Source organism: Vagococcus proximus (assembly GCF_029143285.1).
Lineage (GTDB): Bacteria > Bacillota > Bacilli > Lactobacillales > Vagococcaceae > Vagococcus_D > Vagococcus_D proximus.
In genome coordinates this window covers 166,995-192,789 of sequence record NZ_JAPDSH010000002.1, presented here as the reverse complement: position 1 = coordinate 192,789, position 25,795 = coordinate 166,995, and the positions used below count along the sequence as shown (strand labels likewise).

General features: G+C 32.8%; 25 protein-coding genes. 1 reads left to right on the top strand and 24 read right to left on the bottom strand.

Annotated elements, in window-relative coordinates; all coding sequences use genetic code 11:
* Nucleotides 1-239: 239 nt before the first annotated feature.
* From OL233_RS03510 to OL233_RS03395, 24 genes are all read right to left on the bottom strand, one after another.
* Nucleotides 240-1,154: an LCP family glycopolymer transferase gene (locus OL233_RS03510; protein WP_275470989.1), complete on the bottom strand. Its 915-nt coding sequence runs from the start codon at nucleotides 1,152-1,154 to the stop codon at nucleotides 240-242.
* Between the two features lie 154 nt (nucleotides 1,155-1,308).
* Nucleotides 1,309-2,424, bottom strand: a complete 1,116-nt coding sequence (wecB, locus tag OL233_RS03505; protein ID WP_275470988.1) for a non-hydrolyzing UDP-N-acetylglucosamine 2-epimerase — start codon at nucleotides 2,422-2,424, stop codon at nucleotides 1,309-1,311.
* On the bottom strand, nucleotides 2,411-3,688 hold the full coding sequence (locus OL233_RS03500) for an oligosaccharide flippase family protein (RefSeq protein ID WP_275470987.1): 1,278 nt from the start codon (nucleotides 3,686-3,688) through the stop codon (nucleotides 2,411-2,413). Before OL233_RS03500 ends, wecB begins: the two co-directional genes overlap by 14 nt.
* Before the next feature lie 15 nt (nucleotides 3,689-3,703).
* A complete protein-coding gene (locus OL233_RS03495; protein ID WP_275470986.1) occupies nucleotides 3,704-4,801 on the bottom strand; it encodes a glycosyltransferase family protein in 1,098 nt (365 codons plus the stop codon).
* Complete coding sequence (locus OL233_RS03490) at nucleotides 4,801-6,072, bottom strand: O-antigen ligase family protein (protein ID WP_275470985.1); 1,272 nt, start codon at nucleotides 6,070-6,072, stop codon at nucleotides 4,801-4,803. Before OL233_RS03490 ends, OL233_RS03495 begins: the two co-directional genes overlap by 1 nt.
* A gap of 13 nt (nucleotides 6,073-6,085) precedes the next feature.
* Complete coding sequence (locus OL233_RS03485; protein WP_275470984.1) at nucleotides 6,086-7,330, bottom strand: glycosyltransferase; 1,245 nt, start codon at nucleotides 7,328-7,330, stop codon at nucleotides 6,086-6,088.
* 11 nt (nucleotides 7,331-7,341) lie between these two features.
* On the bottom strand, nucleotides 7,342-8,739 hold the full coding sequence (locus OL233_RS03480; RefSeq protein ID WP_275470983.1) for an AMP-binding protein: 1,398 nt from the start codon (nucleotides 8,737-8,739) through the stop codon (nucleotides 7,342-7,344).
* Between the two features lie 29 nt (nucleotides 8,740-8,768).
* Nucleotides 8,769-9,506, bottom strand: a complete 738-nt coding sequence (locus tag OL233_RS03475; RefSeq protein WP_275470982.1) for an SDR family NAD(P)-dependent oxidoreductase — start codon at nucleotides 9,504-9,506, stop codon at nucleotides 8,769-8,771.
* Nucleotides 9,507-9,532: 26 nt separating this feature from the next.
* Nucleotides 9,533-9,772 (bottom strand): acyl carrier protein, encoded by a 240-nt coding sequence (locus OL233_RS03470; protein WP_275470981.1) that lies wholly within the window; start codon nucleotides 9,770-9,772, stop codon nucleotides 9,533-9,535.
* A 12-nt stretch (nucleotides 9,773-9,784) separates the two neighbouring features.
* Nucleotides 9,785-10,411 carry a PglD-related sugar-binding protein gene (locus tag OL233_RS03465; RefSeq protein ID WP_275470980.1) on the bottom strand — a complete coding sequence of 209 codons (627 nt, stop codon included), beginning with the start codon at nucleotides 10,409-10,411 and terminating at the stop codon, nucleotides 9,785-9,787.
* 16 nt (nucleotides 10,412-10,427) lie between these two features.
* Complete coding sequence (locus OL233_RS03460) at nucleotides 10,428-11,606, bottom strand: ATP-grasp domain-containing protein (RefSeq protein WP_275470979.1); 1,179 nt, start codon at nucleotides 11,604-11,606, stop codon at nucleotides 10,428-10,430.
* Nucleotides 11,607-11,617: 11 nt separating this feature from the next.
* Nucleotides 11,618-12,208, bottom strand: coding sequence for a sugar transferase (locus OL233_RS03455; RefSeq protein ID WP_275470978.1), 591 nt, complete (start codon nucleotides 12,206-12,208; stop codon nucleotides 11,618-11,620).
* Entirely contained in the window at nucleotides 12,209-13,417 is a 1,209-nt protein-coding gene (locus OL233_RS03450) for a DegT/DnrJ/EryC1/StrS family aminotransferase (RefSeq protein WP_275470977.1), read from the bottom strand.
* A 12-nt stretch (nucleotides 13,418-13,429) separates the two neighbouring features.
* Nucleotides 13,430-15,247: a polysaccharide biosynthesis protein gene (locus OL233_RS03445; RefSeq protein WP_275470976.1), complete on the bottom strand. Its 1,818-nt coding sequence runs from the start codon at nucleotides 15,245-15,247 to the stop codon at nucleotides 13,430-13,432.
* Between the two features lie 24 nt (nucleotides 15,248-15,271).
* The gene (locus OL233_RS03440; RefSeq protein ID WP_275470975.1) at nucleotides 15,272-16,036 is read right to left on the bottom strand and encodes a tyrosine-protein phosphatase; all 765 of its coding nucleotides are present in this window, start codon (nucleotides 16,034-16,036) and stop codon (nucleotides 15,272-15,274) included.
* A gap of 23 nt (nucleotides 16,037-16,059) precedes the next feature.
* Nucleotides 16,060-16,758: a CpsD/CapB family tyrosine-protein kinase gene (locus tag OL233_RS03435; RefSeq protein ID WP_275470974.1), complete on the bottom strand. Its 699-nt coding sequence runs from the start codon at nucleotides 16,756-16,758 to the stop codon at nucleotides 16,060-16,062.
* Between the two features lie 6 nt (nucleotides 16,759-16,764).
* On the bottom strand, nucleotides 16,765-17,526 hold the full coding sequence (locus OL233_RS03430; protein WP_275470973.1) for a YveK family protein: 762 nt from the start codon (nucleotides 17,524-17,526) through the stop codon (nucleotides 16,765-16,767).
* 27 nt (nucleotides 17,527-17,553) lie between these two features.
* Complete coding sequence (locus tag OL233_RS03425) at nucleotides 17,554-18,495, bottom strand: NAD-dependent epimerase/dehydratase family protein (protein ID WP_275470972.1); 942 nt, start codon at nucleotides 18,493-18,495, stop codon at nucleotides 17,554-17,556.
* Nucleotides 18,496-18,533: 38 nt separating this feature from the next.
* Nucleotides 18,534-18,935, bottom strand: a complete 402-nt coding sequence (tagD, locus tag OL233_RS03420; RefSeq protein WP_275470971.1) for a glycerol-3-phosphate cytidylyltransferase — start codon at nucleotides 18,933-18,935, stop codon at nucleotides 18,534-18,536.
* 199 nt (nucleotides 18,936-19,134) lie between these two features.
* Nucleotides 19,135-19,953, bottom strand: a complete 819-nt coding sequence (locus OL233_RS03415; RefSeq protein ID WP_275470970.1) for an ABC transporter permease — start codon at nucleotides 19,951-19,953, stop codon at nucleotides 19,135-19,137.
* Nucleotides 19,954-19,997: 44 nt separating this feature from the next.
* Entirely contained in the window at nucleotides 19,998-20,735 is a 738-nt protein-coding gene (locus OL233_RS03410; protein ID WP_275470969.1) for a WecB/TagA/CpsF family glycosyltransferase, read from the bottom strand.
* Between the two features lie 13 nt (nucleotides 20,736-20,748).
* Nucleotides 20,749-21,903, bottom strand: a complete 1,155-nt coding sequence (locus OL233_RS03405; protein ID WP_275470968.1) for a CDP-glycerol glycerophosphotransferase family protein — start codon at nucleotides 21,901-21,903, stop codon at nucleotides 20,749-20,751.
* On the bottom strand, nucleotides 21,893-23,005 hold the full coding sequence (locus tag OL233_RS03400) for an ABC transporter ATP-binding protein (protein ID WP_275470967.1): 1,113 nt from the start codon (nucleotides 23,003-23,005) through the stop codon (nucleotides 21,893-21,895). The genes OL233_RS03405 and OL233_RS03400 overlap by 11 nt, the downstream gene beginning before the upstream one ends.
* A gap of 126 nt (nucleotides 23,006-23,131) precedes the next feature.
* Nucleotides 23,132-24,484 carry an LCP family protein gene (locus tag OL233_RS03395; RefSeq protein WP_275470966.1) on the bottom strand — a complete coding sequence of 451 codons (1,353 nt, stop codon included), beginning with the start codon at nucleotides 24,482-24,484 and terminating at the stop codon, nucleotides 23,132-23,134.
* A gap of 164 nt (nucleotides 24,485-24,648) precedes the next feature.
* Here OL233_RS03395 and OL233_RS03390 point away from each other — a divergent pair, with 164 nt between their 5' ends.
* Complete coding sequence (locus tag OL233_RS03390) at nucleotides 24,649-25,788, top strand: MraY family glycosyltransferase (RefSeq protein ID WP_302470522.1); 1,140 nt, start codon at nucleotides 24,649-24,651, stop codon at nucleotides 25,786-25,788.
* Nucleotides 25,789-25,795: the final 7 nt, after the last annotated feature.

The window sequence follows — 25,795 nt, the reverse complement described above, 5'->3', positions numbered from 1 at the left end:
TTTATTTGTTCAAGGCTCTGCGGAAGGGCGCCAACCAATCTGTAGAGTGCCGATTTATTTAATTTATCTCTATCTGCCGTCATTGTATGACGATATGATACGAACAGTCAAGGAAAATTTTCCTTGATGATGGATTTTATAGAGACTAAAAGCCCCCACCTTGTGTTATTAAAGGTAGGGGCTTTTGGTTATAAAATAACAGAAAAAGCTGGCGGAATGCCAGCTTTTTATTTGATAGTTTATTCAGCTAATTGTTCTTTTAACATTGTTTGAACACGGTCTAATTCTCCGTCAGAAACGATTTGGTAAGATACACCATCAATCATTTGACCATCTCCTTGAAGATTACCTTCTTCAATTACACCAAATGCAGATTTATATTTAGATTGGATATCCATCATGTCATCCCAATTTAAATCTGTTTTCATATTATCAGCTAATGCATCTAAAATATTTTTATAGTTCGTCACTGATTTAATACTTAGTGCCTTTTTAATAACACCTTCAATGATTTGACGCTGACGTCCTTGACGACCATAATCACCATTTGGATCTTCGTAACGCATACGAGAGAATGATAAAGCAGTTTCACCAGTTAAGTGTACATTTCCAACTGGGAAGTGTGTGCCATCTTGACTGAAGTCTAATGTATTATTGACATCGATACCGCCAACTGCATCGACTAATTCTTTTAGACCTTTCATGTTGATTGACACATAGTGGTCAACGGGAATATCTAATAGGTTTTCTACTGTATCCATAGCCATTGGTACACCACCAAACGCATAAGCATGGTTAATTTTATCCGTTGTACCATGTCCTACGATTTCTGCACGTGTATCACGTGGCAAACTTGTAATCGTTGTTTTATTTGTTTTAGGACTCACTGTTGCAATCATCATAGAATCTGAACGACCTTGCTCATCACGTCCTAAATCACCTGTATCAAGACCTAATAATAAGACTGAGAAAGCTTCTCCTCCATCAATATTAACGGCTTTATTACGTTTTTCTGATTTTGGTCTATCAATTGTTTCATGCATATCTTTAGCTGTATTTTTTACATCAAAATAAACTTTCGCACTGTATCCTACAATACCCAACATTAGGATAAGGATGATACTTAATAACACTTTGAGTAATTTCTTCAACATAATAGTCAACACCTTTTGAATTTTTTTAGCGATACTTTGGTAGCTTATCAACTGTTTCTATTTTGGCATTAAAATCTATCAAATACAATAAATAACTTGAAATGTAAAAAATACTTAATAGTTATTAAAAAACTCTCCCTTGGGGAGAGTTTTTCTATTTAATGAAATAATTGTGAATTGCTTTTAAAATATATTTACTTGCATTGCCATCGCCATAAGGATTTTCCGCTTTGCACATAGTAGTATACAATTTTTCATCTAATAATAAATCATTAACTTCTTTTTTTACATCTTTATATTCTGTTCCAACAAGTTTAAGAGTACCTGCAGCGACACCCTCTGGTCTCTCTGTAGTATCTCGTAAAACTAACACTGGTACACCAAGAGAAGGGGCTTCTTCCTGTATACCACCAGAATCTGTCAGTATCAGATGACTTCTTGAAGCAAAATTATGGAAATCAATAACATCTAACGGTTCTATTAAATGAATTCTATCATGTTCGCCTAAATATTTAGTTGCAGCCTCTTGAACTTTTGGATTCAAATGTACTGGATAAATTAACTCTAAATCTTCTTTTTCATCCAGAATCTCACGAACCGCTTTGAATACATTTTCCATTGGCTTACCTAAATTTTCACGACGATGCATTGTCATAAGAATCAGTTTTCTATCTTTTGATACAGCATCTAGAATTTCATTTTCATAATTTTCTTGTACTGTTTCCGATAATGCGTCAATAACTGTATTCCCCGTTACAAATATATTATTTTCTTTGTAATTTTCTTTAAGGAGATTCATTTTAGTTTCTTCAGTTGGGGCAAAATATAAATCTGTTACAACATCAATCATCTGACGGTTAACCTCTTCTGGAAACGGAGAGTATTTGTCCCAAGTTCTTAGTCCCGCTTCAACGTGACCAATAGGCACTTGGTTATAAAAACCAGCCATTGCACCTGCATAAGCGGTAGTTGTATCTCCATGAACCAAAATAATATCAGGAGCAACTTCTTTTATAACCTCATCTAATTTAGTCAGCACATTACTAGTGATTTCAGCTAACGTTTGATTAGGTTTCATTATATCTAAATCATAATCAGGTTTAATTTTAAAGATATCTAAAACTTGATCTAACATTTGTCTGTGTTGAGCAGTTACAACTACCACTGACTCAAACTTATCACTTTGTTTTTCGATTTCTAAAACTAATGGTGCCATTTTTATCGCTTCCGGTCTTGTACCAAAAACTGTCATTATTTTAATTTTTTTCATGAAAATCTCCTTTCAACATTATTACTTCATTTACTTGCTTCCATAAAGATATCGTCAAAATGAATTCACCTAACATTGCAGCAAAAGCTATGCCATAAATATCAAAGAAGTATCCTAATATCAAGTTAGATGAAACCATTGCAACTATACCTATTTTAAAAGCGTTACTGTATCTTCTTACATTTCCTGTAGCAACTAAAAATTGAGTACCTAAAAAATTATTAAATATGCTAAATAGCAACCATAATACTAATGGAATTAATATATTAACATACTTAATATACTCAGAGCCATACAATAATAAAACTATTGGCCTTCTGAATAAAATTAATACGAGACCCATGCATATAAATAATAACATTACACTTTTAGTTATTCTTTTTAATTTAAATAGTCCTTCTTCAAAAGAATTCTGAAATATCTTACTTAAATACGGATATATTGCTTGACTCAATGGGAAAAATAACATTACTAGCATCTGAGGTATTTTTTGAATTGCAGTGTAAGATCCTACAATTGCATTAGTACTCGTATACTGTAAAATAGTAATTCCTATTCCCGTAAAAATTTTTGTCATAGCAGATGTTGTAAATAATATCCAACCTTCTTTTAAGATATCATAAACAGAACTTGCCTTAATTTTAACAAATTTTATATTTAGATTATTATTCGCTATAAACATACTAATTAATCCTAATAAAAAAAATGAAATTGAATATAAGAAAGAATACATCAATACTTGTGAACTATTCTTAATCAGTATAAATATTAATATTGTAAAAATTGTTCTAATTATAACAGTTAAAACTGTTATAAATTTCATACTTTCTAATCCCTGAAATAACCAAACTTGTTGAATCCCAGTTCCTATAACCATAAAGAATAAAATTAACATACAATAAAATTGTAATTGTGATACTCCCGTTAACAACACTACAATGACAAGTAAACTTAAACTAATCGCGCTTAAAATTAATCTGGCTAAGAAAATTTTTGTATAAAGTTCACTCATTTCTTCTTTTTTATTTAATAATGCAACTTTTCTAGATCCTAATAAATTGAAACCATATTCTACAATTACTTGAAAATACCCAATCAAGTTCAAGGCAGCTGAAAAAACTCCATATTGATCTGCACCTAAAATTCTCGTTATATATGGCAATGTCAAAAATGGTATAACAGTATTAAACATCTGTAAGACATACAACCACATACCATTTTTTATAGTATTATTTTTCAAAATTTTTTTTAATAAGATTTTCATATATATAATTCCTTCTTAACTAAGGATTTCATTTATGGCATCACTTAAACTTACATCTTCATAGAATTCTTTACACCCTAGACTCAATTCATCATAATTTTTTTCGATGACCATCAAAGTTTTTCTTATATCTACACTATTTAATTTAGTTACTCTTCCCATATTAAACTTTTCAAAAGGGTACATTAAGCCTGGAACATCATTTCCAATCATTGGAATTCCAAAATAAGAGTATTCGTATAATTTATTTGGTGCACAGTATACCCCATTTAGCTCTGAAATATGGTGTTCCTTGCTAAACATAGGTATATATGTTAATACACCTATATAAGCCTGCCTTGTAATACATAAATGATAGGGTGGTGCTATAAATGGTATATGTTTGACTTCTGGATATTTTTTTAATAATTCTGTACTTTCTAGGCTTTCACTTCCCATTATATAAAAAACGTATTCATCATTCAAATCTGTTATTGCTTTAGCAAAATCTTCTAAATTTCTTTCTTTTCTAAAAACACCTTGATATAAAATTATTTTTCTTTTTTCTTCTAGCATCGTTCGAATAACTTTATTAACTTCTGAGGGGATATTTTCAATATTAACTGAGTACGGTTTATTTGGAAATATAGATGGACATTCTTCCAGTTCCCACCATACTTTTTGAATATGTGCTCTATTATATTCAGGTACGACAACTTTGTAAGCTTTTTGTGCATATTTTTTTAAATTACTCCCAAAAAAATTCTGATATGGATATTTTGGAATATCTTTTATCAATTCCATAAGATGCATGACATGCTTATATCTATATACAAGATCACCTAATTCTCTCACTGTTAAATCAGTAGTTGTCCATAGTATATCATTCATTGTCATTTGTTCTGTTACTATTTTTTTTAAATCTTTTTTTCTAGAAAAAAAATGAATAGCTTTTCCAAACTTATTATTACTTGTATCAGTTAATTTTATAAACTTTAAATTTTTATCATCTCTAAGTTTTTCATTTTTAATATCACCAAAAGATATCAAAGTCACTTTAATTCCCATACTTAATAAAGTTTGCACCAAACTTTGAACTGGAGGTAATTTATTTATGTCTAAATAATTAACCACTAAGATTCGCATAGTACAGGTACCTTCTTTCTATTTCTTTTATTTATATCCAAGAATATTTTATAGCCAATACTACAAGCTACACCATACATATACATTTCTTGAGGCTGATAAAAAATACTCTCAGATACCCCAACAGAAATACAAATTAACTGTATAAATAAAGATATTAATAATAATAATTGATTCTCTAACATCTCTTCCTTAATACTATAATTAAGTGATTTAAAGGTCATATACAAATTGTTTAAAATAAATGTAACAAATAACAAAAAACCAACAAGTCCCAATTCAGAAAAAATTTGAAGAAAAGAATTATGTGCTCCTGCAAAACCACTGTGTCCTCGTAACATATTAAACCTAATATCATAAGAGTTAATGCCATGACCCAAAATCGGTTTTTCTTTTATCATATCAAGTGCTATATTCCAATATAATTCACGATTACTCAAAGCAGAGTTTCCCTTCCCTGATTGTAATAGTTGAGTTAATTTATCTAGTACAAAAATTTTGTAAAAAATTGGCGATACAATAATTATCATTGTAGTAAAAAATTTTAAAATATTATTTCTTTGATTATACACGTATATCAAAATCATTATTACAGATACTAAAGGTATTACTATCAACATACTTCTCTTACTAGTCATAGATATACTAATAAAGAATAAAATTAGAACTATAGAGTACCAAATTGACAATAAAACATTTTTTTTATTACTTAATAATCTGCTAAAATATATTGAAAAGCCAATCGACAGACAAAAAGCATTGAAACTAAGTTCTCCAGCAAGACCTGAAGAGCCATTCCATATCTGCCCAAATCTAATTGTATCTACTTGCTCATTACTAAGTAAAAAACCTAAACTATTTATGATTAAATCTTTGTTGAAGTAATTTATAATTGTAACAATCATAAATAAAGTTGTGATTTTAGAAAAAATATTAATCAACTTATTGTAAAATATATAATTATTATCTAAAAGTATAATAATACACATTATTGTAAAATATATAATATAACTTAAACCTTGAAATCTAGTGTATATAACCACACTAACTAATAAAAAAATATAAATAGTCATAATCGTCCCATATGGTTTTTTTATATTTATTTTTTTTAACATAATTAAAACTAATAATATGGCTAGACACACCACACTTATCCATATTTGTTTCTCTCTAAGTACGCCCAAATATCCAAAAGTTATAAGACAAATCATTCCTAAGACTAAAGAATTTGACATATCAAATTTTTTTTCATCTAACACCTATTCTCACATCCTACTCTTCTAACATACCTAACAATTCTTCATTAAACTTTTTATAATTTTTCTCTGCTGAAAAGTTAGATTCCCAATAAAGTCTGGCCTGCTTTCTATACTCAACGTATCCTTCATTAGACATATTATAAAATAGTTCTATTTGATTCTTAATATCAGTTAATTCATTTGGTTCAACTAGTTTACCATTTTTACCATCAATAACAATTTCACTAGTTCCACCCACATTTGTAGCAATCACAGGTATTCCTACAGAAAGTACCTCCATTATTGAAACTGGTAGACCTTCGGAATCGCTTAGGTTTATAAATAAATGATATTCTTCAGTCATATATACTTTCATCAAGTCTTTATTTGAAATATGTCCTTTAAATTCATACTTAATATTTTTCCCTAGCTCATTTAAAGCTGTATTATCTAAATCTTTTTTCAGATAGCCGTCTCCATAATGTTCCCAAACTATAGAATACTGTTTCGGTAATAATTTAAAAACCTCAATGATTCTATCAATCCTTTTAACCGGTAATAGATTTGAACAAGATACTATTTTTAGAATATCACTTTTTTTGTCTACCTCTCTGCAGCCATAGTCTTTAGTTCCTAAATAAGATAGTTTAATTTTATCTTTATATTTCGGATACCTTTTAGAAATATACTCACTACCATCTTTAGATATAGTACTCAAACTAGTTATTTTATCTAATACATATTCTCTAAACGGAATATATTTATCACTATTCCGATAATGGTATAAATCATAACCATGAGCACGACATACAACTTTGTAATTAGGATATGATTTTAATAAATTAACAGCTATATATGCCTGATATTCAAACCTGTAGGAATAAATTATCCCAAAATCATTCTTTGAAATCTTTCTTTTTTTTAAGTCTCTTTTAATTTTATAACCTTCATATTTCGCCCTAGATAAAAATATACTTATCCTCAAAATTCTTTTTACTGATGTTTTTTTTTGCTGACGCAATATCCTTAATTCTTTATAAAAATTTGAATCAAACAACACAAAAATAAACATTAGTAAATACATTATTCTTGTCTTATCAAATTTTATTGGAATTGTCTCAAAACCGTCCTCTATTATACGTTTGTTTTTACTGTCTCTTACTGATAAAGAATAAATTATTTTTCTGTCAAAACCTTGATAATATTCTGTCTCTGTTTCCATATACGGCTCGCTTTTATCATATGGAAAACTATTTGTTAAGATTATTAAATTTTTCATTCGATCCCTACTTATTTCAATAATTTGTACATTGTTTTACCAGCTTCGTTTCTTGGTATCTCAGAAATAACTTTTACTTTAAATAATCCCATGTATAAATCCATTTTTTTAGAAACGAATTCATGGACACTTTCAGTTTTTTCTGAATCAGTAATGTATATGACCATACACTCATCTGTACCTGTACATGCGCACTCTATTTTAAACTCATCTTTAATCAACAATTCTGTTTGATCTAAACTTACTCTGTGTCCAAGTAATTTTAAAAATCTTGATTTTCTTCCTTGAATATAAAAGAACCCATCTTCATCTATACTCGCATAGTCACCAGTGATATATTTACCACACCATTCGTCATCCAATAATAAATCACTTTTATTCATAGCATATCCCATCGTTACATTCGGGCCCTCATAGACCAATTCGCCTCTTACGTCTGAATTAGTAATTTCATTATTGTCCTCATCAATCAAATACATTTTACCATACGGAAAAGGTTTACCTATGCTTCCAATTTTCTCATCTACAAAATTAGATGGTAAAAAACTCATTCGTGCAGAAGTCTCTGTTGTTCCAAATGTAGGTATAAAATATTTATTTGTTTCTTTTGCATACTTAGTTAAAGATTTGAATCTATCGTTTGGTAATTTCCCACCACCTTGACACAAATAATTTAATTTAGGGAGATTTTTTCTATATAACCCTAATTTTTCAAGGAGTTCATAACTGAAAGGGACTCCTGTAATATTAGTGATATCTTTTCCATCCAACTGAGACCAATATTCTCTACTTAAAATATTGTGTTTGGTTAAAACCACTCTCGCACCTAACCATAAATGTACATTAATAACATTTAGCGACATTGTATAATTCATAGGTAAGTCCATAAAACCTATTTCAGAATCTGTCCACTTTAGTCCCTTAGCAACATTTTCTGCATTACTTTCTAAATTACCATACTTATAGCGTACTAATTTAGGTGAGCCTGTACTCCCAGATGTAGGTAATAAAATGGATAAATTTTCGTTTAAATCATCAATATTGTTAGACCTTGAAACCAAACCAAACTCACCATATGATAATATTTTTGTACTATCTTCACTAATATATTCGTTAGATTTTGGTGAGAAAATGTACATTGGTTCATAATTCTTAATAAATGATTCAATAAGTTTTGGATCTGTGTTAACTGATAGCATGATGGGGACCAATTTATTTTCTATAAGTGAAATATAACCTACAGCACTATCTACTGAATTATCACATAGACATAAAACTAAACCTCTTTGTAATTGCTTTTCTGATAAATCATTACAAAACTTTACTAACTCACCATATGTAATCGATTTATTCGTATCATCTAATAAAGCAATTTTTTCTGGTTTTTTTTGATCAATATTTAAAAACACAATTTTCACATCCTATCTATAAAGTAATATTAAAAAATTGAACATCCATCTACTGAAAGTATTTGACCAGAAATATACTCCGAGGCATCGCTGGCTAAAAATAGAACAGCGTTTGCAATATCATCAACTTTAGCTAACCTTCCCAATTTTATATTATTAATTCTCTTTTCCAACTCCTCTGATTTAGCATCATCTAACATTGTAGTTTCAGTCAATCCTGGAGCTACAGCATTTACTCGAATATTATTAGAAGCTAACTCCTTAGCTGCTGAAAGTGTTACTGAGTTTATCGCTCCTTTTGTAGCTGAATAACTCAACTGACCAGAATTACCTTTGATCCCAACAACTGAAGAAATATTAATGATACTTCCGCATTTTTTAGGGGCCATAATACGAGAAGCTAATTGAATTATTTCAATTGTACTAAACACATTCAATTCGAACATATCTTGTAAATTTTTTTGAGAAATCATTCCAATTCTCTCGTTATATTCAATTCCTGCATTATTAACTACCACGTCAATCTTTCCCTGCTCTTTTCGCATTCTTAGAAATATTTGTTTTATTTGACTTATATTTTTCAAGTCAAATGAGATTGGTATTACCTTAGACTGAAACGCTTTATTTACAACCCATTTATTTAAGTCATCAATATTTCTAGCCACCGCATAAACAATAGCACCTTGCTCAGCAAAAAGTTCTGTTATAGCTCTACCAATCCCCTTACTTGCACCTGTAACTAGACACACTTTACCGTCCAATGTCATACCTTTTTCCTCCTAGAGCGAGTAATTTAAAATGATATTTCGTTTTTTTCTAAAATTTTAATTGCGTCATCAAAACTATTTAAAGCTAGAATATCTTCTGTCTCCATCATAACTTCAAAGTCATTTTCAATTTCAGAAACTAAGGTAATATGACCTAATGAATCCCAATTAGTAACATTTTCTTTGTTAAATAAAAAATCTAATTCCTCATCCTTAATATTGAATGTTCTTTTAAATATTTCATTTAATTTTATTTTATTTTCCATTTTGCACGTCCTTTATTTATATTCTCTTGCTGGATTACCAAAAACTTTTGTACCTGGATTAACATCTTTCATAACAATACTACCAACACCTACTGACGATTCATCGCCAATATTCAACCCTTCTAAAATAACCGCATGACTCCCTACAAAAACCTTTTTCCCAATATTAGCATTTGTTAAATTAGCGAAGCCTGTAGTTGTAGAATAATCACCTATTTGACCATCTAATGCCAAAGTTGATCCCAAAATCGTCACAAATTTCCCGATTTTAGCCCCACTTTCAATGTTGTATGGTGTCATTACAATACTTCCTAAACCAATTTCAACATAATCCCCTAAAAGTACATCAGGTGAAACGATTGTTTCAAATACTGCTCCTCTTTCAAGAAACATATCTGCCATCTTTTCTTTTGCATCGGGATTAGACATTGCTAGAACAAATACATCATTAGGTTTCGGTTGATAATCTTTAATACTGCCAATTATTTTTAAATCACATCTGACATTATCAAGACTATTTAAATCATCATCAATAAAACCCTTGATATTCCATCTTAAATTCCCTTGATTTAATCTTTTTAAGCAAACAAATACTTTACGACCTAGCCCACCTGCACCGATTATAATTAAATCCTTCATATTATCACTCCTGAAATTACAAGGTCAAAACCTTGATTTGTTTTATAGCTTCATCACAAATAGCTAGTGCTTCTTTGCGATTGTCAGCTTGACCAATAACTGCGCCTAAACGACTTGTACTGTTATTTATAGGTCCAAGATAGTCTCCCTTATTTTTAAATAAACAGATATCTTTTATACCTTCAATTTGTAACGCTTCAGATGGTACAATTATATTTTTTATCTTACCATATGTTTCTGAATGAAAAAACTTGACTATGCTTGCTTTTGTCATTGTACTCTCTAATGAAAAATCATCACCACAAGCTTGTTTTATCGTAGCACCTACAATATCAATCCCTGTTGATAATTCTACTAAGTGGGTTGTTATGAAATCCCCACCCAGTCTCGCACCTACTTCAATTATTTTAGGACCTTTTTCTGTTAACATCATTTCTACATGCGCTGGACCATGGTTAACTCCTAACACAAATAAAGAATCTTTAACAAGTTTATCTACTTTATTCTTAACAAGACTCGATAAATTTGCCGGCTGTATATGCATTAGTTCAACAAAATAAGGAGATCCTGTTGTTGTTTTTTCTGTATAAGCTAGAATATTAACCTTTCCTTTATGAACAAGAACCTCTACACTAATTTCTTGACCAATTAATAATTCTTCAACCAATACTTCTTCTTCTTTAGAAAATTCAAGTGCATATTCAATTGCTGACGATAGTTCCTGTATATTATTAACAGTAGATACTCCTCGGCTTCCTGAGCTATCTACTGGCTTAACAATACAAGGAAATTCTAAATCTTCCTCGATTTTTTTTGTTCTATCTACTAAATAAAACCAAGGAACACTCACATTATTAGATGATAAAGATTCTATCATCTTTAATTTATCAGTACATCTTATTGCAGTTGCACTGTCTAAACCTTCTTGAGTTCCTAAATAATCATTAACACCTGCGATTGTTCTAACTGGCATGTCTGTAGCAATAGTTGTGATACCATTGGGTTGAAATTCTTTAACGACCTCAATAACCCCCTGTATATCATTTGTACTAATATTATAGAAATAATCACTAAATCTACGTCCTGCTGCTTCGTTATTGAAATCTACAACTGCTACACAGTACCCTAATGTTTTTGCTTTTCGTATCATAGGAACCTGAAGTTCTGATCCCCCTAAAATTAGTAGTTTTTTCATGAGATCCTTCCTTACTCGATGTATATATTTTCTTTTAATAATACAGTTTTAAGCGTCTTAAATATTATCTTGATATCTAAAACAAAGGTTACAGTATTTGCATATTCTGCATCAATTTTCATTTTCTCTTCTTGAGAAATTGAATTTCTATAGTACGCCTGTGACAAGCCTGTAATACCCGGCTTAACTTTTAAACGATCTATTCGAACTTGATCATATTCTGATAATGGTTTATCAGTCATAACTGGTCTTGGTCCTATTAAACTCATATCACCTTTGATGACATTTAAAAATTGAGGGAATTCATCTAAACTCGTTTTTCTTAAAACCCTTCCCACTTTAGTCACTCTTGGATCATTCTCAGAATTAAATGTTGAATTGTCTTCATTCCTAATATCAGGAGCATTTACCTTCATTGTTCGTAATTTCAGCATATTGAATACCGTACCATACTGTCCACGTCGCTTAGCTTTATAAAAAATTGAACCCTTATCTTCAAAATAGATAAATGGTGCAAAAACAATGATAACTAACAAGACTATCGGACATACCAATAGACATAATACGATATCTATCCATCTTTTAAAAAATTTGCTATACATCTATTCTGATTCTCCATCTATAATTTTCTTATACTTTTCAATAATGTATCTAACCTCTTTATCAGTCAATAATGTATGTAACGGTAAAGAAATTCCATTCTTATACTGTTCATGAGCATTTGGATAATCTTGGATATCAAATCCTAAATCTTTATAGGCTGTTAATAATGGTAGTGGTTTATAATGAACATTACTAGAAATACCTTTTTCTGCTAACTTTTGAATTATACTATTTCTTTCTTCCTCTGCTATCCCATCTATTCTGGTTAGGAAAAGATGGCCACTAGACTTATTACCCTCTGTAAAATGTTGAATACACGAAATATTGGTATCCTTAAACCCATCATAATACATTTCAATAATTTCTTTTCTTCGACTCAACATTTTATCGTATCTATTAAGTTGAATTAAGCCAATTGAAGCCATAATATCTGTCATATTACATTTGAAATTTGGTGACAAAATATCGTATTCCCAAGAACCTAACTTAGTTTTTTCAAGTGCATCTTTCGATTGTCCGTGAAGGGATAGTAACATATAATTTTTATAAATATCTTCATCACTAATCCCCTCAATAGGTTGCCATGTTACGGCCCCCCCTTCTCCTGTAGTCAAATTCTTTACAGCGTGAAATGAAAATGCAGTAAAATCCGCAACTGCTCCACTCATTTTGCCAAATTGACTAGCTCCAAAAGAGTGTGCTCCATCTGCCATAACTGTAATTCTTCCCATTTTTTCTTGGATATTATTTGCTGGTTTAAAGAGGTTTTTTTTACTTTCGACTACTTCAAAAACTTTATTATAATTACACATAACACCTGCGATATCTACCGGAATAATGACCTTAGTTCTATCAGTTATCTTATTAGCAATCTCATCATAATCTATTTCATATGAATTTTCTCCTGAATCCACCATTACAATTTGTGCACCTACATGATATATTGCACTCGCTGTAGCAGTATAAGTATAAGCTGTTGTTATCACTTCATCACCGGGCCCTACTCCCAAGACTCTCAGTGTCATCTCCATACATGCAGTAGCTGAATTTAAAGCGACTGCTTTATTTGTTCCACAGTACTCCGCAACTCTTTTTTCAAAAAGCTTTGTTTTAGGGCCTGTTGTTATCCAACCACTTTTAAGTGTATCCACAACTTCCGCTATCTCTTCTTCTGTTATATCTGGTGGTGAAAATGGTATATTCTTCATTTAAAAATCCCTCTATTCTTTACTTGATTGATTTGCATACGCTACAATTTCTTTGGAAAGTTCCTCTTCATCTTTGGATAAGTTTTCTACAAAATCCATCACATCACCTAGTTGATACGCCGAAACGTTCCCAACAAATATTTTGTCATAAATTTGTTCTGGTGATTTTTCTTTATCTACTAATAATTCTTCGTATAACTTTTCTCCTGGTCTAATACCTGTTTCAACAACAGGTATCTCATCCTCAGAAAAACCACTTAATTTAATAATCTTCTTAGCCAAATCACTAATTTTAACAGGCTCACCCATATCTAAAATAAAGACTTCTCCACCTTTTGCCAATACTCCTGACTGAATAACTAAACGACTAGCTTCTGGTATCGTCATAAAGTAACGGGTCATGCGCATATCGGTAACCGTTACAGGACCTCCCGCTGCGATTTGCTCTTTAAATAAAGGTACAACGCTCCCACGACTTCCTAAAACATTCCCAAAGCGAGTCGCTGAAAATTTTGTTTTACCTTCTTCGTTTAATCCAGTGACAATCATTTCCGCTACACGTTTAGTAGCTCCCATAACATTAGGCGGATTATTTGCTTTATCGGTTGATACCATTACGAATGATTTAACATCGGCATCCTTAGCTGCTTCTGCAACATTCTTTGTTCCATATATATTATTTTTAATCGCTTCTGTTGGATTATACTCCATCATAGGCACATGTTTATGTGCTGCTGCATGATAAACAATAGCTGGATGGTATTTTTCCATCAATTCAAACATTCTCTTTCTATCTTGTACATCTGCAATAATCGGTATAATTTCAGTATTTTTATTACTAAACTTATTTCTTAACTCTTTCTCAATTAAATAAATTGAATTTTCACCATGACCTACGAGTAATAATTTTTTAGGTGTAAAACGCATTAACTGACGACATATTTCAGAACCAATAGAGCCGCCTGCTCCTGTGACTAAAATAACTTTATTTGTCAGTTGCGCAGCTAAAGTATCCATATCTAATTGAACTTCTTCTCTTCCTAGCAAATCAACTACATCTACTTCTCTTAGCTTACTCACGCTGACGTCCCCGTGAACTATTTCTTCTAAAGAAGGCACCGTATTTATTTTAACCTTCTTATCTTTTACTAAATCTAAAATTTCCTCATACTGTTTAGCAGGTAATGAAGGGATGGCAACTGTAATCATATCTGCCTGTTTTTCTTCAATAAGATGTGGTAAATCTTGAATTGTTCCTAATACTTTTTGACCACAAAATACCGTTCCTTGTTTATTACGATCATCATCTACAACACCTACAATTTCACCTTGCGATTTTGTAGAGTTCTTTAAAGTATTCAATAACATTGAAGCCCCTGCTCCTGCCCCAACAAGAAGGATACGATGTGATTTTGGATCGACGTTTCGACGTTTAACATCATATTCAACAATTAGACGCCATGTTATTCTACTGATAATAATTAATAGCAATGCTATTAACGAAGTTAATAAAATATAACGCTGGCTATATCTATCATGGTTCATAAAGAAGTAAATACTTTCTATTAAATACGATAAAATAATTGTCAAAAAAATAGCAATCATTTCTTTTAAATTTGTGTATCTATTAATTCTTACAAAGACTTTAAAAAAGAATCCAAAAATTAAATACAGACACAATTGAAGGATCAAGGCATTAACCATCATTTCCTGTGTTATTCTCACGAACGGTCCCATATATAGATATGCGAAAAAATTCGCTATCATAATTAATAGCGAATCAATAGTAACTAGCGTAAAAACTTTGATTTTTCTACTCAACAAAAACAACCTTCTTTCAATATTTAGCGTGGTTTAAGAAAATAAGCCTCTCTTTTGTTCCACTTCACTATATTGCGACACTTCAACTTGCTCCCCATTAATTAAATCTTTTGCTATTTGTTGAAACTCTTCAACTTTTTCCTTACCAAACTCTTTTCCTAAACGTTTGTAGGCTTCTTTCAAACAAAATGTTCTCTTATTAACATTATGAGCATCGGTCGAAATCATATGCACCATATTATGTTTAATCATCAGTTTAGCCATTTTTTGGATTTTCTTACCAAATACTCCAATATAACTAGGCGCTGTTAACTGAGCTAAACAGCCCATCTCTAAAAATGGAATAAGTCTATTAGGTTCTTCTAAAAAGACCGCATTCCGCTCAGGATGAACAATGATTGGTGTAACACCTTTACTTACCAATTCAAAGACCACTTGTTCTGAAAAAGAGGGCACATCACTACTAGGGAACTCAATTAACAAGTATTTATCTTCACTATCAACCGTTAATAATCTATCTCCTAATAGGTCAGGGATTGTCTCCCCTGTCAAGCGAACTTCTTGCCCCTCAAACAATGTCAAAGGAATATTTCGTTCATCCAATTCCTCTTGTAATTTTGAAACATGCTCCATCACTTCATATTTAGGATTTTCAAATCGACCATTATTATGATGAGGTGTACACAAAATATGAGTAATCCCATTAGCAACGGCAACTTCCGCCATCGCTAAGGAATCCTCTAACGTCTGTGCCCCGTCATCAATACCTGGTAATATATGACAATGTAAATCAATCATCGCACTACTCCTTATCTAATAAACTATGCACCGTAGTAGTAATAGCCTTGATCTTTCGAACGAGTAGACCCGTTATATACGACACCCAATACATTTGCATTAACCATTTCTAACAAGCTCTTAGCTTTTAATAAAGCTGATTTGTTTGAAATTTGTTCTCTAACAACCAAAATTGTCCCATCCACTTTAGAGGACATAATTTGTGCATCAGTTACTGCTACAACAGGTGGCATATCAAAAATAACTAAATCGAACTCTTCTTCCATCTCTTTAATTAACTCTTCCATACGTCTTGAACCTAACAATTCCGATGGGTTAGGTGGTTTAGGACCACTTGTTAGTACAGATAATCCTGGTACACCAGTAGATTGGGTTGCTTCTGTTACAGTTAATGTTCTTTCACTCAATAAATTACTAAATCCTAATGAGTTATTTAAGCTAAACGTTTTTGCCACTGTCGGCTTTCTTAAATCAGCATCCACAATTAAGGTTTTCAAACCCGAATTAGCAAATACCACCGCTAGATTTGCCGAAGTAGTTGATTTACCCTCTCCGGGACCAGAAGATGTGACAACAAATGATTTTAAATCACTATCCACCATTGCAAATTGAATATTGGTTCTGATTGTACGGTATTGCTCTGAAACTGGTGAACTTTTATCTGCCAGTGATATTAAGCTCACTGCTTTTGTTACATTACTTAAATTAGGTTTCTTTGCCATTTTTATCTACCCTTTCCTACGTGAACGTGTTGTTAAATCATTTGCTTTTTCTATTACTGTCATATCTGCCTTAGCATTCAACTCTTTAGCTGTCATTTCGGGAACTGTCCCTAAAATTCTAAAACCTAATTGATCCGTAATAAATTTATCTTCTTTGATTGTTTTATCCATAATTTGACTTAGAACAGCTACACTTAAACCAACAAACAATCCTAAAACTGCACCTATTAGAATATTTAATTTATTATTAGGTGATACAGGTTTTTCATTCAAAGGAGCCTTCGCAATGATTGACACTTTGTCCACATCAATCAAATCTTTTGCTTTCTTTTGAAAAACTTTAGAAATACTATTTGCTATAGCTTGAGCTTCTTCCGGATTTTTCGATGTCGCCTTCACAGTAAACATTTGAGAGTTTTGTGACTGTTCCACGCTTAACATATCTCTTAATTCTGATTCATCGCCTTTAAAACCTACTTCTTTTACTAACTTTTCATACGACTCATCAATCACAACGTTTGATTTGATAACATCTTTATAGGTATTAATTAACATTAAGTTAGCATTCACATCGCCAACGTTGACTGTATTATTTTCATTTTGCGCCATTTTAGCTAACAACTGAGCTGACGAACTATATTTGGGCGTTATTATAAAAAAAGTTATTAATGACGCTATACCAATTCCCACTAACATCATTGACAAAATTAATGCCATTTTCTTTTTAATCAAACTAAAAATTTCTTCTAAACTAAACGTCTCTTCCATTGGAACCTCCATATTATAAATACTTTTTTATATATTCTTTAAATAGTTTTCTAAACCCTCTTTTACACTATAGTTGGATTTAAAATTAATTGACTTAAGCTTTGTGATATCAGCTAAGGATTTAGGAATATCACCTACTCTAGCTTTTTCATAGCTTACTAGTAACTCTACTTCTAAAATTTCTGATATCATCATGATAAGTTCATTTAAATCGGTTTCGTTTCCTGTACCAACATTATAAACCTCTCCCAGTGAGATCATACTTTTAGAAACTAACAATAACGCTTGAACCACATCATCCACATAAATAAAATCTCTTGATTGTTTACCATCTCCGTACACACTAAAAAGTGTTTCTTCATCTCTAAGTCGTCTTTTGAATTGATCTACCAATATAGAAATGACACCTGAATATGGCGATTTAGGATTTTGATTAGGACCAAATACATTGAAAAATCTCACTGCACTAGTTGGAACATTATAAAGCTTACTATATGTTAGTACAAAACGTTCTGCAGCAAATTTATCAATAGCATAAGGTGTCAACGGTCTAATGACCGATTCTTCTGTTTTAGGTAAAGTCGGTTCATCACCATAAACTGCTGCTGATGATGAAAAAACAAGTCTCTTCATATTCTTTTGATGCTCTTTAGCTAATTCAAGAAGCATTAAAACACTTTCAAAATTAACTTGATGTGTTTCTACCGGACGTTCAACTGAGTCCGCTACACTCGCTATGGCCGCCAAATGAAAAATATAATCAAACTCATTAGTTGTAATTATCTCTTTCATTAACTTCCTGTCCGTCACATCACCTTTTATAAAAGTTAAGTTTGCTGAAGGTTTCAAGTTTTCTTGTTGCCCCATCGATAGATCATCAATAACTACAACTTTATGTTCCTTTACCAGGTAGTTTGTCAAATTTGAGCCAATAAAACCTGCTCCTCCTGTAATAAGATATGTTTCCATTTAACGTCTCCTCCAAGGATCACTCTATTACTAATCTATTATTTTTTTAACAATTGATCTTTTAAATCTTCTTTTATCTTCGTTGTTGAGACACCTTCTGTCCTTGGTAAGTAAACAACCTCACAGTGTTCTTGGAGGAAATCAAATTTACCTTCCCAATCATCCCCCATAACAAAGACATCAATATTGTTATCTTTAACATCATCCACTTTTTGCTCCCACGTAAATTCAGGTAAGACAACGTCTACATATTTGATGGCTTCTAAGATATACTTGCGGTCTTCATAAGATGTATAGGCCTTTTTCCCCTTTAACGCATTAAACTCATCCGATGAGACAACAACAGTCAAGTGGTCTCCCAATTCTCTCGCACGTTTTAAAATGTTCACATGACCTTTATGTAACAAATCAAACGTTCCATACGTAATTACTTTTTTCATAATGTCTAATCCCTCTTCTTATTTGATTGAGTACTTACCCTCTACCTCTCTAATACAGAATAAGCCACGATACTTTACATTTTACCATATTAATGAGCTCTTTTTTTAACTTTAAATCATTCTTTTAATTTATTTTAATAAAGTGCCCTTTTTTCATAAATAAAAAAAATAATACCTTTAACAGTATTATTTTTTAAAGTTAAATAAAATCCACAAAACGAGCTCTAAACTTCATATGTAAATGCGAGCCTAACGTCAATAGTACCCCCACAATTAACCAGAAAAATAAAGTTTGCGTTCCTTTTTCCCAGAACCATCCTTTAGATAAAAATGAATCTCTAAAGCCGTTAATAATATAGTAGATGGGATTAAGTTGTAAGATACGGATTAATAAATCTTTACCTGCAAATTGGGCCGCTGTTTCGATATTCCAAATCGGGCCTGATAAGTAAAAAAGTAAACGTAAGATTGATTGTAACATGATGTGATAATCACGGACCAACACACTTATCGTCGCATTTAATATGCCGAATGAAAAAAGGAAAGCGATCATACAGATAAAGTAATAAAAATACTGTAACCAATAAATCGTAGGTGTCACACCAGCAGCCAACATTGAGATTAATAGAAGTACCATCATTGCACGGTAACTTACAAAATTACTCGTAATATTAACCGATGGGAGAATACTTACCGGAAACTTCATCTTAGACACCAGTCCAACCTGACGATAAATACTGTTAGAACAGCCTAAGATAGAACTGCTAATAAAAAACCAGGCAATCATTCCGATAATCATCCAAATGATAAACGGCACACCATCTACTCGCTTCCCTTGGTTAACACCCAAACCAAATACTAAATAATAAATTCCAATCTGAATCGCTGGATTTAAAAACTGCCACACTAAGCCTAGGTAGTGACTTTGATACGTTGCTTTTTCTTCATATTTAGAGATTCGACGGATAATTCCGACATTTTCTAGTTGTTCTTTTAAAACTAATTTTACATCATTCATAATGTCAAACTCCTTTAAGACTTCACTCGCCTATTTTGTCTTCATCATTTCAGTTTTACGTTCGCTTTATGCCATTTTTTAGCTTGGAACATAAAAAGTGGTAATTCCGCTATTCTATACAATCGTTTTGGGCTACTTAACGAGCGGTATAACCATTCTAAACGGTACTTTATAAAGAAATCAGGTGCTCGCTTCACATGACCACTTATCACATCAAAACTGCCTCCCACATCTTGAAAGACCTTCGCATCACAACTCTCATAGTACTCCGCTAACCACTGCTCTTGTCTTGGAAATCCTAGCGCGACAAAAACAAATGTCGGCTTCACTTTATTTATCTCTGCTGCAACTTGTTCACCCGACAAAGCGGTATAGCCATCAATGTAACCCGCGATTTTAACGTCAGGATACTCTCTCCTAATCGCTTTAACAGTATCGTTTAGAACCTCTGGCTTTGAACCGTATAAAAAGATAGATTCTTTTCTCTCGTTAGCAAAAGCCAACAAGCGATACATCAAATCAATGCCTGTTACCCGCTCTTTTATCTTGCCACCTTGTTGTTTCGAAGCTTTGACAATTCCTATGCCATCTGCAATGCCGTAAGTCGCCTTGTTAGCTAAGTCAACGATTTCTGGATGCTTATTCGCATGTAAAGCAATTTGAGGATTAATACTTAAATAAAGTGTTTTATCCCCTTGCTGCAAATGTTCTGGTAATTCAGCGATAATCTCATCTAAGGTCGCAACAGCAACAGGTAAACCTAGTATGACTTCCTTTTCCATGTTAGTCATCCCTTCATTTCGTTTTCATAAATTCAATTAAACGCTCACTGGCTTGGCCATCATTATACTCTTGCCAGCTTACGCCATAATCAGCGGCTAACAGCCCCTCATGCGCTTTTATTTTTTTCTCTAAATCCTCTATAGTTTGTACAATAGTTGAACTCGCCCCTTGCACAAAATCTGGTTGAAGCCCAACTTGTTTCTTATAGGTTTTTAAGTCTGGACAGTAAAAGATAAGCTGTCCTTCTGGCTTAATTACGCTATAGTCAAACGGAACAGACGAATAATCGGTAATTAGAATGTCTACATTATATAACAATTCTTCTAATGTAAGACCTTTTAAATCAAACTTAAGCGGTCCATCAGCTCGGTACTCTGTCATATGAGGATGCAAGTGTGCAAACCCAACCATCCCTTCAGGCAAGCTTAGCTGGTTAAACATTGCCTCTATCACACTAGTCTCATACGGTCGGTAAGTCGGGACATACAATACTATCTGTTCCTCTTTGAACTCAGGAAAAGCCAGCTGAAATTTTTCTTTCGCTTGAACTTTATATCCCTTTTCAAAATAATAATCTGTTCGAGGACAACCTATCTTAAGCAACTTTGTTTCAGAAATCTGATAGCTTTCTTGGAAAATGGTTCCCATCTTATCAGAGCCCACAACATAATAATCGCAAGCATCATAGACCGCTTGAAACCGTTTATGATCTGCTTTTGAACGCGTAGCGGTCGCTCTATCTTGCCATCCAAATGTTTTAATCGCACCATTTGCATGCCATATTTGAAAAACAGTCGTCTCATCTGAAAGCTCTAACGCTCCCATAAACGCAAAGTAATTGTCACAGATGACATAACGGGAGTTAGTGATCCTAGCAACACATTCTTTAAAAAAAGAGGTGGTCTCATCTAGGCTATAGCACGTAAGACCCATATCTCGGTAAATTTCCACCTCTGTCTCACACGCCTTGGTATAATAAACCGTCACCATACCTAAATCTTTTTCTTGAGTCAGTCGTTTAATTAGACCACGGTCATTCCCTGGAAAACTAAGCAGGTACGCCACGCCATGACATATGCCTTGTCGTCTTGCTCGTTTTGACTTTAATTTAACCAGAGTCATATAGGCTACTTTAGCCCATTGATTAAATTGACCTTTAACCCTCATAGCCCTTACCTTTAACTGGTGATTGTTTTGTCTTTTTCTTTTGCACAATAGGCTTACCAGTTTTAGGGTCAAGACGTTTCAGCGGCATCGGTTTCTCAAATAAGACCGTCGGCTGTTTGATCACTGTCGTTAGGGCACGTCCATTAATATTTATCGCGCCTAAAAAAATGAGTGCTAATACTGCCACGCCTAACATCACTTTTGTAAAACGTGTCATCTTACCAATCGGAGGCCCTTTTAAAACTTCTGGATCTTTATTTTTTTCTTTAGCAAGTTCAGCTAACTTCTCTTCATTGAAGGCTGTCTGTTGACTCTTATAATTATCTTGATAGGCTTTTTTCTCTTTTGGTGACTGTTTCCTAAACCAAGCAGTAAAATCTTTATATTCTTTAACAACTTCAGCTGTTTCACCAAACATTTTCACCTCACCGTAATGCATCCACAACACACGTGTACAGAGTTTTTCGATTTGAGCTAACGAATGACTAACGAAGAAGATTGTCTTACCTTCTGATTTAAATTGTTCAATACGCTCGACACATTTTTGATAAAACGTATCATCACCTACTGATAAGGCTTCATCAATGATTAAAATATCTGGGTTATTATGCACCGCAATCGCAAACCCTAAACGAGACTTCATCCCACTCGAATAGTTTTTTACAGGTTGGTCAATAAATGCACCCAGATCAGCAAACGCGATAATATCATCTAAAATAACATCAATTTGCTCATTCGTTAGGCCTGTCATCAAACATTTCAAGCGAATATTTTCTAATCCTGTTAATTGTCCTTTAAGACCAGCGCCTATCGCAATAATTGAGGTCTCACCTTTAATTTCAAGAACACCGCTTGTTTGTGGAATAATGCCAGCTAAAATATTGGATAAGGTTGATTTCCCTGACCCGTTGATCCCAATCAAACCAACCGTTTCACCTGAATAAACTTCTAAGTCCACTCCTTTAAGTGCCCAAAAATGTGGAATATCTTTTTGTGAAAATTTAAAAAGAGCTTTCACTTTATCTGATTTTTTCTTATATAAGTCATATTCTTTTGTGATCATTTCCATCCGAACTTTAACTTGTCTATTTTCTTGAGTCAAACTAAACGCCACCTTACTCTAATTGTTTTAGAACACCATTATTTTCAGATGTTCTTAAAATATCTTTTGATGCTTATAAAATAATAATAGGGATAATTAAGAAACAATTATCCCTGATACTTCACATTAATCATCTATTATGGCCATGCCATCTTCAGGGAATGTGTCCGGTGAGACAACTCCATTTGATTCCAACTTAAAGCCCTCTACATCTCTTTCATCCGCTGCATCTAACCCTAGGTTATAACGCATACGATGACTGATATAATCTAAACTATCTTCATGAAGTCCTACCATACTCTCGCCATAATAAGTGAAACTCATCCATGAGAAAATATAAGAATCAAAATCATAACTATTGGTTAGACCGGACTGGGCTACCGCTAACATCGTCGGCATATTCATATCCGTCCAAAAATGACCTCTTAGCGCCTTAATCACATCTTGAAATTTGGTGATTGAACCTAATCCCATTGCTTTTTTTAATAAAGCTTGCATGACTTCTTGTTGACGACTGCCTCGCTTAACATCATCATCGGCTTTACGAGTTCTGGCAAAGGCTAGTGCTTCTTCCCCGTTTAGAACATGACGTCCTTTTTTCAGCTTCACTTTAAACTTCCCTTTAGCATTTTGCTCTGTGTAATCATACGGTACATCTACTTCCACTCCATCAAACGCATCAATAATCTGCTCAAATGCTTGGAAATCAATCGTCACATAATGATTAATTGGGACATTCATTAGGTTTTCTACTGCATCTACGGTCGCTTCAATATCACCGTAGGCATACGCTGCATTAATTTTTCCTTTACCGGTATACTTTTCAGAATTTATCTGAGTATAGGTATCACGAGGGATACTTACCTGACTGATTTTACCATTTTTAGGGCTAACTGTTACAAGTAGCATAGCATCCGTTCGAGTTGCTTCTAAATTTCGCTCATCATTATTGTCTATTCCGAGCACTAAAATAGAAATCGGATCATTCAATGGGTCAATATTATCATTGATCGTTGTTTTTCTGTTCAACGGTTTATACGAATCATTAAGAAAGCTATTCACCGTAGTAAAAATGTTAGCACTATAGGCAACTATCCCCAATAATAACAACAGTAACCCAATAATTAAGATGCGATTTCTTTTTTTTCTTTTCTCTAAAGTCGTCGCCTTCGTAATTTCTTTACGTTTTACACTTTTGAGTTGATAATCTTTAATAGCCTCTTCTAATACAGCATCTGGATCATCAGCTTCCGGATCATCCTCGACTGTCGCCGCTTCTAATTTCTCACGCATTTCATCGAAAATAGCACCATCTACTAAATCATCTTCCAATAATATCGTGCGTAGATCTTCTGAACTCTCAGGTTTTATCTTCTCTACTTCTTCTTTTTTTGTTTCTTTTTTTATCGTTTCATCCGATTGTTTCGTATTAACTTTTTTCGTTTCACTTGACTCTTTGATTTTGTTTTTATCAGTCATTTGTGTCATCCTTCTTAATTAATATCCAAATTATTATACCATATCTTTTATGACAAACCTAGTCGGCTAATATGTCTTAAACTTTCCATAATATATTATTTAAGTTGGCAGTTATTCCGTTGTACTGTATAATAGACAAGAATACTGAAAGTAGGTTTATAATTATGAATTTTATTGTAAGTTTGGTACTACGGCTACTTCTTGTTGCTGCCATTGCTTACCTAATAACTCCAATCGGTCGACGTTTTTCACTTTTTATTAAAGCTGTTGATTATCCAAACGCTCGTCGATTAAATAAAAAACCAATGCCATCAGCTGGTGGCTTAACCATTTATATTACCTTTATTATTACGACACTTTTCATCTTTCCTGATGTTATCCCAAAAGATTATGCTTTAAAAATCATTTTATCAAGTGGGATTGTCGTTATAACAGGTATTTTGGATGATATTTTTGAATTGTCACCTAAACAAAAGTTATTAGGCATTACATTAGGCGCACTATCCGCGTATTATATTGCTGATATTCGCATGAATACCGTAAGTCTTTTTTCCTTCTTTGATATCAATTTGGGATTTCTAAGTTTACCTTTAACCTTGATTTGGATTATTGCCTTAACGAATGCGATTAATCTCATTGATGGTTTAGACGGTCTCGCCTCTGGTGTATCGATTATCGCATTGATGTCCATGGGAATTGTCGGGTATATTTCGGTAGCAAGTTATGGTGTTATTATCCAAGTCCCTATCATGATTTTTATATTGGTAGCTTGCACGGTAGGATTTTTACCATTCAACTTTTATCCAGCGAAAATCTATCTCGGTGATACCGGCGCACTGTTTTTAGGCTTCATGATAGCCATCCTCTCATTACAAGGATTAAAGAATACAACTGTTATTTCATTAATCACACCACTCATTATTCTAGGTGTGCCAATTACAGATACTCTTTTCGCAATCATCCGTCGCCTTCTTAATAAACAGCCCATTTCATCAGCAGATAAAATGCATCTGCATCACCGTTTACTATCGATAGGTTTCACACACCGAGGAGCGGTCTTAATGATTTACGCTCTAGCATTTATCTTCTCATTCATTGCTATACTTTATAGCTTTAGTGACATGTGGGCCAACATCATTATGACCATCGCACTGTTATTTGGTCTTGAACTTTTCGTTGAGTTAATCGGCTTGACCGGTACGGAACGTCAACCTCTGATGGATGCGTTGAAGTTTATCGGAAATCGAGCTTATCGTATTGAACGGTTAGAAAAACGTAAGAAAAAAAATAAGCATTCTAAGTAATTTTAAA